General features: G+C 62.3%; 11 protein-coding genes, 1 tRNA gene and 1 pseudogene. 5 read left to right on the top strand and 8 right to left on the bottom strand.

What is annotated here, in order from left to right; translation table 11 throughout:
• Positions 1-417: pseudogene (locus tag AC1DVM_RS20715) on the top strand (hypothetical protein); the annotation flags it as partial.
• A 404-nt stretch (positions 418-821) separates the two neighbouring features.
• Here the strand turns inward: AC1DVM_RS20715 and AC1DVM_RS20720 are convergent.
• The 8 genes from AC1DVM_RS20720 to AC1DVM_RS20755 all read right to left on the bottom strand — a co-directional run bounded on the left by AC1DVM_RS20720 (position 822) and on the right by AC1DVM_RS20755 (position 7,357).
• A tRNA-Pro gene (locus AC1DVM_RS20720) sits at positions 822-899 on the bottom strand.
• A gap of 83 nt (positions 900-982) precedes the next feature.
• Positions 983-3,040, bottom strand: a complete 2,058-nt coding sequence (locus AC1DVM_RS20725; RefSeq protein WP_477257626.1) for an acyltransferase family protein — start codon at positions 3,038-3,040, stop codon at positions 983-985.
• Between the two features lie 110 nt (positions 3,041-3,150).
• The gene (locus AC1DVM_RS20730; protein ID WP_477257608.1) at positions 3,151-3,615 is read right to left on the bottom strand and encodes a MerR family transcriptional regulator; all 465 of its coding nucleotides are present in this window, start codon (positions 3,613-3,615) and stop codon (positions 3,151-3,153) included.
• A gap of 20 nt (positions 3,616-3,635) precedes the next feature.
• Complete coding sequence (locus tag AC1DVM_RS20735; RefSeq protein ID WP_477257610.1) at positions 3,636-3,947, bottom strand: integration host factor subunit alpha; 312 nt, start codon at positions 3,945-3,947, stop codon at positions 3,636-3,638.
• A gap of 175 nt (positions 3,948-4,122) precedes the next feature.
• Entirely contained in the window at positions 4,123-5,100 is a 978-nt protein-coding gene (locus AC1DVM_RS20740; RefSeq protein WP_477257612.1) for a beta-ketoacyl-ACP synthase III, read from the bottom strand.
• 13 nt (positions 5,101-5,113) lie between these two features.
• A complete protein-coding gene (plsX, locus tag AC1DVM_RS20745; RefSeq protein WP_477257614.1) occupies positions 5,114-6,148 on the bottom strand; it encodes a phosphate acyltransferase PlsX in 1,035 nt (344 codons plus the stop codon).
• Positions 6,149-6,281: 133 nt separating this feature from the next.
• A complete protein-coding gene (locus tag AC1DVM_RS20750; RefSeq protein WP_477257616.1) occupies positions 6,282-6,788 on the bottom strand; it encodes a YceD family protein in 507 nt (168 codons plus the stop codon).
• A gap of 26 nt (positions 6,789-6,814) precedes the next feature.
• The gene (locus AC1DVM_RS20755) at positions 6,815-7,357 is read right to left on the bottom strand and encodes a ubiquinol-cytochrome C chaperone family protein (RefSeq protein ID WP_477257628.1); all 543 of its coding nucleotides are present in this window, start codon (positions 7,355-7,357) and stop codon (positions 6,815-6,817) included.
• Between the two features lie 106 nt (positions 7,358-7,463).
• Between AC1DVM_RS20755 and AC1DVM_RS20760 the strand changes: the two genes are divergently transcribed.
• The 4 genes from AC1DVM_RS20760 (at position 7,464) to AC1DVM_RS20775 (ending at position 10,829) form a co-directional block, all read left to right on the top strand.
• A complete protein-coding gene (locus AC1DVM_RS20760) occupies positions 7,464-7,919 on the top strand; it encodes an outer membrane protein assembly factor BamE (RefSeq protein WP_477257618.1) in 456 nt (151 codons plus the stop codon).
• An 87-nt stretch (positions 7,920-8,006) separates the two neighbouring features.
• A complete protein-coding gene (locus AC1DVM_RS20765) occupies positions 8,007-9,263 on the top strand; it encodes a hypothetical protein (protein ID WP_477257620.1) in 1,257 nt (418 codons plus the stop codon).
• The gene (locus AC1DVM_RS20770; protein WP_477257622.1) at positions 9,188-9,820 is read left to right on the top strand and encodes a hypothetical protein; all 633 of its coding nucleotides are present in this window, start codon (positions 9,188-9,190) and stop codon (positions 9,818-9,820) included. The genes AC1DVM_RS20765 and AC1DVM_RS20770 overlap by 76 nt, the downstream gene beginning before the upstream one ends.
• Positions 9,765-10,829 carry a cadherin repeat domain-containing protein gene (locus tag AC1DVM_RS20775; RefSeq protein WP_477257624.1) on the top strand — a complete coding sequence of 355 codons (1,065 nt, stop codon included), beginning with the start codon at positions 9,765-9,767 and terminating at the stop codon, positions 10,827-10,829. Before AC1DVM_RS20770 ends, AC1DVM_RS20775 begins: the two co-directional genes overlap by 56 nt.
• Positions 10,830-10,956 lie beyond the last annotated feature (127 nt).

A 10,956-nucleotide genomic window follows, 5' to 3' on the forward strand; every position in this document is an offset into this window, starting at 1 on the left:
GGTCTCGACATTCAGTTTCGGCCGGACACGACGGATATTCCGACTCCCTACTACAAGGGCAGTAAGCTAATCACCCCCACCGTCCCGTCATCCGATGCGTTCTTCTCGGCAAAGAACTTTTACGCCAGTGAGCACATGCAGCGCGACGACGCACAGAAATGGGAAACAACGCTCTCGCGGACGAAAACCAAGCGGGCTACCTCGCTCAACCAGCCGGCGTTTGACGTCAGTTACATGGCTCGCGAGCATGGGCATGGCGGTCGCCGCACCGCCAATATGAAACTTGCATTAGCTTTGACCATCCGAAATCGATCCGCGCCCGATCTCTACGATCGTGTGATCGTTAGCTCAGCCAACCGCCTCCAGCCCATGCGCGCCCGCACGGGGGTGCAGGTGCCAATCCGCTTGCCGAAGTGAGATGTCCGTAGAGATAAAGGCAGCGGGACGTCTTCAACTGCGACCTCTGGGGCACCGCCTGCCGATAGTCAAACGGTGGGAGCGAGCGGAGTAGCCGATCGTGCAGTATACGCACGCGGAGTTAGAAGGCGGAGGTCCAGACTGGTCGAGGAAGAATAGCTCTGCTCTTTGGGAAATGCGGCCGGCTGGTGCCGGTTACGGGCTCAAACTCGTGATCTACCGCTTACAAGGCGGTAGCTCACCAAGCCGCTCGCCTCCGAAGACCCCTAGTTGATTCGTCTTCCGGTCTCTCTCACGGCCAAAAGCAAAAGATCCTTGAACCCTATTTGCACCCAGCTCTCCACAACGAAAAGGCCGCCCTTGGAGGCGGCCCTTCGTAAAATACTGATTTTATTATGGTATTTTGGTCGGAGCGAGAGGATTTGAACCTCCGACCCCTAGTCCCCCAGACTAGTGCGCTAACCGGGCTGCGCTACGCTCCGACGCCTCAACGGCTTGGTTTCTCTAACTTTTCGGATCGTGGGGCGCAACCCCCAGAAGTGACCTTTCTGTCAAAAGGTTGCGTCTATGGCGTCTCGGGCCAAGCCTGGCCTACTTTCAGACTTGGAAGAAGTTCCCGCATGGCGGATTCGAAAGACGGCAGCAGGAACCTGTTCCCGTAACTGCTCAGGTGATCACCATCGAAGAACAGCGGCTGGCCATCGCGCCAGGCGCCGCATTGTTCGCCTGGACACAGGATCGGAAAAGGATCCCAGACGCGCACGCCGGGGACTTGGCGCATGATTTCGGCGAAAGAGCCGAGTACGGGCTGGCGATGGGAATCCAGAAGTGCGCGCGTCGTGTTGAAGCCCTCTCTGTAAATAGGGTTGGATCGATTGAACCAGTCGGCGCAACGGAACGGTGGGGCCTTGAAGACGGGTTTTGGACCTTCGAGGACGATGTGGACGCCCCGCGTTGCAACTAATTCGAGAACATCGACCGCGTCGGCGACAGCGCGCCGCCGTCCGGCATCCGCCTTGGGACCCAGCATCTGATTCCCCGCATGGCGCTCGCCCAGATAGCTCCACTGGTCCGACAAGCGGGCTAGGCGCAGCGAGGGCAGGAAGAGAACGTCACCGGATTTCACTCGGGTCAGAAGATCGGCGACCGTCGCGGCGTTGATCTGCCGGCACGAGGGTTCCTCGGAATCGCGCCAAGGCTGCAAGCTCACGAAGGAGCAGCCATTCGTATACGCATAGACAACCGTGCCCGTGCGCTTTGCGAATTGCTTGAACAATTCGTCATATGCCGCCGCATGAGAATCGCCGATGACGTAAAGGCTCGCCCCGTTTCGGGCGTCCGGCGTGGCGCAGCCTGTCGCCTCGTAGACCCAAAGCCTTCCCCCGGCGACGCGTCTGCCCTCGGGCTCGRCACTGCAGCCCGGTTGATCTATCTCGGCAGGCGTCACATTGGGGTACCAGATCGCTGCGTGCCGGTTCACGGTGCTGAGCGAGAGCCTGTCGGTGAAGTTGCCGATCAGCATCGCTACCAGGAAGCCGCATCCGACGACCAGCAATCCTCCGGCGATCGCCGCGCCCGAGCCGAGGCTGCCCATCCGGCTTCCGTGGCGGACCGGCTGCTCCACGAAACGCCACGACGCGATTGCCAGCAAGAACGTCAGCCCGACTGCAAGACCTCGCGATGCAAATCCCTCGAGGCCGAGTGTCCAGCGGAACAGGACATAGATCGGCCAATGCCATAGATAAAGGGAATATGAAATCTTGCCGATAAATACGAGTGGCGTGTTGCCGAGCAAGCGATGCAAGCCCTCGAGTTCCCCGTGCCGATGAAGGCTCCAGATCACTCCGAGAGTGCCCAATATTGCGGGCAGGACCGCCGGCACAGGGAAATTCGCCGGCGGCGTCAGCACGAAGGCGAGGAACAGCAAGACCAGCGAACCCGTCCCCGTCAGCATGCGAGCAGGTCGCGTGGCGGCAACAGAGCTTGTCTTCCGGCTATCGATCCACTGGAACAGCAGCACCCCGGCGGCGAGTTCCCAGAACCGGCTGGGCGTGAGGTAATAGGCCTTGATCGGGTCCGTCTGCGTTTGCCACGCACCCCATGACAGAGAGACGATAAAAGCTGCCGCGACGAGAATGACGGCGAGCCGCCTTCCCCTCTCCCCGCCCAGCCAGGCCGCGAACAGAAACGGAAAAATCAGGTAGAATTGTTCTTCGACCCCAAGCGACCAGGTATGCGTGAACGGATTGAACTCCGAGGTGGGCGCGAAGTAATCCCGGCCGTTGCGCGCCAGAACGAAATTGCTCAATCCGAAGAACGCGAAGAGCCCCGTTTTCTGATTGGCATCGCTGAGCCAGGAAACCGGAATGAACAGGACCGTCAGCACGCTCGTGATCAACAGGCACACAATCAGCGCCGGGGCGATCCGCCTGAGGCGGCGAGCGTAGAAATTAACGAGGAACGCTCCGATGCCGCGGCCGTGAAAATGCGCCATTGAGCCGCTGACCACAAACCCGGAAATGACGAAGATCACGTCGACGCCGACAAAGCCTCCCGGCAGCCACGGGGCGTGCAGATGATAGAGCAGCACAGACAGCACGGCGATCGCCTGAAGGCCGTCGATGTAAGCGAAATAGGGTGTCCGCTCCGTGGAGCGCGCGGGCGACTACATAGGAATTCTCGGCAAGGTGAGCGGCTCGGGCAGATGATATACCGTCTGGGTGACGGCAATTCTCACGTGTCTGCGTCAGCGTCGCTACGAAGAGAGGACAATACGCGGTCGCATTCCAGGAGTTGCTGAAGGGCGACATGTAGTGTTTCGAGATCGATCGAGGGGATCTCAGCGAGGATGCCAGCTGGGAGTGCCTGCAAATCATCGTCCGGGCTAGCGTCCTGCWAATCGTTGCGAAGGGCGGTGGTGGCCTGCTCCCCGCGCCCGACGGATTGCACGAAGCGGACGCCCTCTTCCTTCAGGATTCGCTGGACGCCCTTGATGGTGTAGCCTTCGCCATACAGAAAATGTCGGATGCCCTTGAGCAGGTCGATGTCGTCCGGGCGGTAATAACGCCGGCCACCGCCGCGCTTCAGCGGCTTGATGTGGGCGAAGCGCGTTTCCCAGAAGCGCAGGACATGCTGCGGGAGGTCGAGGTCTTCGGCGACCTCGCTGATGGTGCGGAATGCGTCGGGGCTCTTGTCCATGGCACGCTCGCCGTTGCGGTTCAGTCTTCGTCGTTGGCGACTTCGCCGTTGATGTGAGCTTTCAGGACGTTCGACGGCTTGAAGACCATCACGTGCCTTGGATTGATCGGCACCTCGATGCCGGTCTTGGGATTGCGTCCGACGCGTTCGCCCTTGCTGCGCACGATGAACGAGCCGAAGGACGACAGCTTCACGGTCTCGCCGGCGGCGAGCGAATCGCAAATCTCGGCCAGCACCCGCTCGACCAACTCCGCCGATTCGGTCCGCGAGAGGCCCACCTTCTGATAGACGGCCTCGCTCAGGTCAGCTCGCGTTACGGTTTTGCCTGCCATCCCGCTCCCCAGCGTTCGGTTTCACAATCAATCGTCGCCACCCGGACCACGAGGATCCCGGCAGGATGCGGCCCGAAAATCGGCCGCACGCCTCGGCGCCCCTGCTCCGTCGAAGACGCTATGCAGATGGACGAACCGGGTCAACCGTCGTGGTGACGGCCGGCTCCGCGTCGCGTCACCACCGGATCAGCGCACTGCCCCAGGTGAAGCCGCCGCCGATGGCCTCGATCATCACCAGGTCGCCATCCTTGATGCGCCCATCCTTGCGCGCCACGTCGAGCGCGAGAGGGATCGACGCGGCCGAGGTGTTGCCGTGCTTGTTGACGGTGATCACGACTTTTTCGGGCGCGATGCCGAGCTTGTCGGCGCTCGCCGTAATGATCCGGCGATTGGCCTGATGCGGCACGAACCAGTCGAGATCCTCGGCGGTGGTGCCCGTGGCGTTGAACGCATCGCGAATCACGTCCATCACCATCCCGACGGCGAAGCGGAACACTTCCTTGCCTTCCATCTTCAGCACGCCAGTGGTTTTCGTCGAGCCGGGGCCGCCATCCACGTAGAGCTTGTCGCGGTAGCGCCCGTCCGAGCGCAGATGCGAAGTCAGCACCCCGCGATCGGCCGACGTGCCCTCGCCTTCCGCCGCCTCCAACACGATGGCGCCGGCGCCGTCGCCGAAGAGCACGCAGGTGGTGCGGTCGTTCCAGTCGAGCAGGCGCGAGAAGGTTTCGGCGCCGATCACGAGGGCGCGCTTGTGCGATCCCGAGATCAGGAACTTGTCGGCCACCGACACCGCGTAGACGAAGCCGGTGCAGACGGCCTGCAGGTCGAAGGCCGCGCCATGTGTCATGCCGAGGCCGGTCTGGATCTGGGTGGCGGTGGACGGAAAGGTGTAATCCGGCGTCGAGGTCGCGCAGATGATGAGGTCGATATCGTCGGGCTTGAGGCCGGCATCGTCGAGCGCCGCCCGGGCCGCGCGAATGCCGAGCATCGACGTGGTCTCGCCCTCCTCGACGATGTGGCGCTCCTCGATGCCGGTGCGCTGCACGATCCAGTCGTGGGAGGTATCGACGAACTTCGCGAGGTCGTGGTTCGTCACGACGCGCGCCGGCAGATAGGAGCCGACGCCGCGGACGATGGAACGGATGCGTGTCAAGTTGGAGCCTTCCTCAGGCCTGTTGAGYGACCGGATCATGATCGAGCATGACGCGTATCGTCTTCATTAATTCGAAATGCGCCATATCATACGCAACGTCGATGGCGCTCGCGAAACCGAGCGCATCGGTGCCGCCGTGACTTTTCACCACAACGCCCTCGAGGCCGAGAAAGACGCCGCCATTGACCTTGCGGGGGTCCATCTTGTCTCTCAGCGCGTCGAAGGCCTGCCGGGCGAACAGGTAACCGATCTTGGCCATGATGGTCCGGCTCATGGCGGCGCGGAGATATTCGCCGATCTGCTTGGCGGTGCCCTCGGCGGTCTTCAGCGCGATGTTGCCGGCGAAACCTTCGGTCACCACAACGTCCACGGTGCCCTTGCCGAGGTCGTCCCCCTCCACGAAGCCGTGATAGGCGAGGTTTGGAAGGTTCGCCTCCCGCAGAATGCGCCCCGCCTCCTTGACCGCCTCGATGCCCTTGATCTCCTCGGTGCCCACATTCAGCAACCCGACGGTCGGGCGCTCGAGATCGAAGACGATCCGCGCCATCGCGGCGCCCATGATCGCCATGTCGACGAGATGCCCCGCATCCGCCCCGATGGTGGCCCCCACGTCGAGCACGATGCTCTCGCCCCGCAAGGTCGGCCACATGGCGGCGATGGCCGGGCGTTCGATATGCGCCATGGTCTTGAGACAGACCTTGGCGGTCGCCATCAAGGCGCCGGTATTGCCGGCCGAGACGGCCGCATCCGCCTGCCCGTCCTTGACCGCCTGCACGGCCCGCCACATGGAGGATTTTCCCCGGCCCATGCGGATCGCCTGGCTTGGCTTTTCGTCCATGCCGATGGCGAGATCGGTGTGCAGGACCTCCGTGACCTCCTTCAGCTTCGGATGCTGCGCGAGGAGCGGATTGATGAGCGCCTCGTTGCCGACCATCAGGAAGCGGATGCCCGGATGGCGCTCCAGAGCCAGAACCGCGCCCGGAACCACGACGGAGGGACCATGGTCCCCGCCCATCGCATCGAGCGAAATACGAACTGGTTTTGGCATGAAATGGCGTTTCTTTCGGTTCCGGGGGAGCAGCGGGCGGAAAATAGCGGTTTGCCGGGTCTCCGCAACCGAATTCTGCGCCTTCCCAAACAGACGCTACGTCAACAATTTAGCGTAAAAGCGGACCGGCCTCTCATTCCTTCGCCTTGAGCGCCGCGAAGGGCGACATCTCCTTGTCCGCCGGGTCCTTGTAGTCAAAATTTACGCCGGGCTTGCGTGGATAGGGGTCGAGCCCCAGGGCCAGGAATTCGGCCACGACGGCGCCGAGATCGATCCGGTTGTTGACGATTTCGTCGGGCGGTTCGTATTCGTGCATTTCGGTCGGGGGCTCGGGGGGCATTCCGCTCGGTTCCGCGAAATCCACCTCGACCCGTTCGCTGACGGTGGAATCGAAGGGCTCGAGGGTCGCCACGCAGATCTGGGTGATGCTCGCTTTCACGTCACCCACCACATGCACGCCCTTGGCGGTGCTGGTCAGGGTGAGGTCGGCCGCGAGGGACTGGATTCCGGCGAGGCCGAAATCCCTGGCGAGCGCGGCGCATTCCTCGGCGGTGGCGTGCACGTGCACGTGCCGCCCGGCGGGCGGGACATTGCCCACATCGGTCGGTCGCGACAGTGGCCCAACGGATTCAGGGGTCATCGTTTGGTTGCTCCCATGGGCTCGGCTCAGGCGCCGAAAGACTCAGGCTCAGGAAAGACGTGGCCCTCTTCCAGCAAGGTCGCAAGACCCGCCTGCTTCAGGCTCCGATCCACCGCGAGCGCGTAGCGGGCCAGCGGATGGGCCGGCGCGTCGGAGCCGACGGCATTCCGACCGAGCGCCAGCGCCAAAGCAGGCTCGTCCACCGCGTCGAGTGGACCGTCATAGGCATGCGCGCGGCCGTAGAAGGCGGCTGCGAGCTTCTTCATCCGCTTCGGCACGACAGTATCGCCGATACCCATTTCCCGTAGGGAAGCGTCGATATCCTGGAAGAAGGCGTCGGTCAGATCCTTCGCCACTTCATCCGCCGGCGGCGGCAGGTCGCGCAGGGCCCTGAGGACCACGATCGTGTGGAGCGAAACGGATTCGAAGCGGCCCTCGATCGTGTCGGGAATCCCAAGCGTGCCGTAGAGGCCGGGATTGCGAGACGCATCGGCGATACGCTGGTAAAGCTTCGCAATCGTGGCGCGCCGCGGATCCTTTCGAAAAAGATTGAAGATCGCTCGCGAGATCAAGTGGGCTTGCCTTCCTACCTTGTCAAAATGACCACCCCGGGGTACGCCATCCCCATCCGAAGGCGCAAGCTTATCCGCGCCGCAGACTGGGAAGAACCATACGATGCGTCGATATAAATCACTTTTCGTACGCTTGGCCGCGGTTACCCTGCTCGCTTCGAGCGTGGCCGGTTGCATGGGTGGCGAGACTTTCCAGCGCGGCTATATCGTCGACGAGCAGGCGATCGCCAAGGTCAAGAAGGGCATGAGCGGCGAGCAGGTGCTCACGACGCTGGGCACGCCCTCCACCGTTTCGACCGTCGGCAACAAGACCTGGTACTACATTAGCCAGAAATCGGCCCGCCGTTTCCAGTTCATGCCGGAATCCGTTGTCGATCAGACAGTTACGGCGGTTTACTTCGACAACAGCTTGAGGGTGGAGCGGATCGCTCTGTATGGCCTGCAAGACGGCCAGGTCTTCGATTTCATCTCCCGCACCACCCCCTCGGGCGGTCAGGAGACGAGCTTCCTGGGCCAGCTCTTCAGGGGCGGCAGCAGCTTCAACCCGTTTGGAACCTGATCGCCGACTCCATCGCGTTTGACCGCGAAATAACGTTATGAAGAACATGTGACACCGGCTACCTTCTGCGAAACGGAAGGATATAGCATGACGTTCACAGTGATCCGGGTTGGCGCGGAAACGCGCGTCAACACGACGACCGTTACCCACCAAAAGAATCCGTCCATCACCGCTCTCGACGGAGGGGGATGGATCGTCACCTGGCAGTCGCTCAACCAGGATGGTTCTGGCACCGGCATCTATCAGCAGCGCTATACCAGCGAGGGCGCCGCGGTTGGAGGCGAGAGCCTCGTCAATACCTTCACCCCCAATCCCCAGGACGACCCCGACGTCACGAGCCTTGCCGATGGCGGCTGGGTGGTCGCCTGGCAGTCGTCCCTCCAGGACGGGGACAATTACGGCGTCTACCAGCAACGCTATAATGCGGACGGCACGCTCAGGGGCGTCGAAACCATCGTCAACACCACGACGGCCAGCTCGCAAGCCGGTGCACGCCTGACCGCGCTATCCGACGGGGGTTGGACCGTCACTTGGGTCTCGAAGAACCAGGACGATCCAACCTCCGCAGGCATCTACCAGCAGCGTTACGATGCGACAGGCCCGAAAGTCGCAGGAGAAGTCCTCGTCAACACGACGACGGCCGGCGATCAGCTGAACCCGACAGTCGAGGGGCTCGCCGATGGCGGCTGGGTTGTCGCATGGCATTCGGAATACGACGGATCGAGTTCCGGAATATACCAGCAGCGCTTCAAGGCGGATGGAACGCGGGACGGGGCAGAGACCATCGTGAACACGACAATCTCCGACACACAAAGCTTTGCGAAAGTCGCAGGCCTTGTTGACGGAGGATGGGTGGTGACCTGGACCTCTAAAAACCAGGATGGTTCCAATTACGGCATCTACCAACAGCGCTACAACGTGGACGGATCGGCTCATGGCGTCGAGACTCGCGTCAACACGGAGACCGCGGATAATCAGTTCGGGCCGAGCGTGGCCGCGTGCAGCGACGGCGGCTGGATTGTCACCTGGGAATCCTGGTACCAGGCGGACCCCACCGGCCCCGACATCTATCAGCAACGCTACAACGCCGACGGATCGCCGCGCGGTTCCGAGACGCTCGTCAATGCCCCGGCTCCTGACATCCAGGACCAGGCGGAAATCGCGACCTTCGAGGACGGTGGCTGGGTCGTTACCTGGGAGTTGCGGGGCCAGACGGCGGATTCGACTACGGCATCTTTCAGCGGTACTATCAGGCGACGGGCGGGACCGTGCTGCGGAACGTCGCCGAGACCGCCATCGGCACGGGGGCGGACGAAACGCTGTCAGTGGCGGCCGGCGGCGTGAGCGCGGGAGATATTCTCGACGGCGGAGCCGGCACCGACACGCTGGTGCTGCTGGAGACAGGCCCCCTTGACCTGACGCAGGCCAGCTCCTTCACGGGTTTTAAAATCTTCCACGGCTCGGCCGGCAACGATGCGATCATCACCACTGGCGCCCTGCTCGCCGGCGTGACCGTCATCGACGGAAAAGGGGGCACAAATACGCTGAGGCTTGAGGGCGGCGGCGCCGTCAATCTGTCTCCCATCGCCGTCAGCAATATCATGTCGATCGCGCTACAAAACGCTGCCGGGACCCATCTGACTCTCGACGACAAGGCGACCGCGCTCCTCGTAAGAGGAAACGCAAGCGCCACCGACAGCGTCACGGTCACGGGCGAAACTCTCACGGTGCAAGAGCGTGGAATCCTCTTCAGCCACGGCATCGAGACGGTTACCGACGATGCGGGCACCTTCACCAACAGCGCTCCCGCGGCGCTCGCACTTGCTGGAGCCGCCGTCAGCGAGCTTGCGGCCAACGGCGACGGTCGGCACGTTGTCGGTCACCGACCCGGATGCGCCTAACGACGCCCATACCTACACGCTAGTCGACGATGCGGGCGGGCGCTTCGACATCGTTGGGGACAAGATCGTAGTGAAAAATCGCGCGCTGCTTAACTATGAGCAGCAACCGACAAGCTACCCCGTCATCGTTCGCGTCACCGATGCGGGCGGGTTGGCTCTGGCCAAGCAGTTTACCATTTCCGTGACAGATGAGAATGAGGCTCCCACGGCGATCGCGCTCTCGGGAACGGGCATCGGCGAGAATGCAAGTGACGGCGCCACCGTCGGGACGCTGTCGGTCACCGACCCGGATGCGCCCAATGGCCTACATGTCTACACGCTGCTGGACGACGCGGGCGGACGGTTCGCCATCGTTGGCGACAAGATCGTGGTGAAGAACGGTGCGTTACTCGATTACGAGCAAGCGACCAGCCACGTCGTCACCGTGCGCGTCACCGATGCTGGAAACTTGCATGTGGACAGGCAGTTCAATATTTTTCTGACCGACGTGAATGAGACCCCTGCTCCAGACTCGCTCAAACCCGTTAACCTCGCCGGCGGGCCCGGCGCGGAGACCCTCAGCGGAGGGGGCGCCGACGATCTTCTTGTCGGCGCCGGCGGAAACGATGCCCTCCGGGGCGAGAGCGGAAACGACATCCTGAAGGGCGGCCTCGGCAAGGACATCCTCACGGGCGGCACGGGCAAGGACATGTTCTTCTTCGACACGAAGCCGACCAAGACCAACCTCGACACGGTTACAGATTACAACGCCGTGGACGACGCGCTCTATCTCGACAACAAGTACTTCCCGAAGCTCGGTATGAAAGGCTCGACGGCGAAGCCCCAGAAACTCGACAAGCAGTTCTTCAGCCTCAACAAACCCAAGGACAAGACCGACTACCTCTTCTACGTCAAGAAAACGGGCACGGTCTTCTACGATGTCGACGGCTCCGGCTCGAAGGCGGCGGTTGCGGTGGTGGTTCTGAAAAACAAGCCCGCGCTCACCGCCGCCGAATTCTTCGTCGTCTGAAAGCATTGTCCAGCCCTCCCCCGACATTCCGGGGCGCGCCTATGGCGCGAGCCCGGAACCCATAAGCGCTAGCGATATAAGACCGGGCGCGGCGGTTGCGCTTTATCCTGACAGGCTGGCGGTTATG

Source organism: Microvirga sp. P4_A5 (genome assembly GCF_056402495.1).

Coding starts and splice junctions, on each gene's coding strand:
- AC1DVM_RS20760 (WP_477257618.1), top strand. CDS start 7,464: ATGCGTCGATATAAATCACTTTTCGTACGCTTGGCCGCGGTTACCCTG.
- AC1DVM_RS20750 (WP_477257616.1), bottom strand. CDS start 6,788: ATGACCCCTGAATCCGTTGGGCCACTGTCGCGACCGACCGATGTGGGC.
- AC1DVM_RS20765 (WP_477257620.1), top strand. CDS start 8,007: ATGACGTTCACAGTGATCCGGGTTGGCGCGGAAACGCGCGTCAACACG.
- AC1DVM_RS20735 (WP_477257610.1), bottom strand. CDS start 3,947: ATGGCAGGCAAAACCGTAACGCGAGCTGACCTGAGCGAGGCCGTCTAT.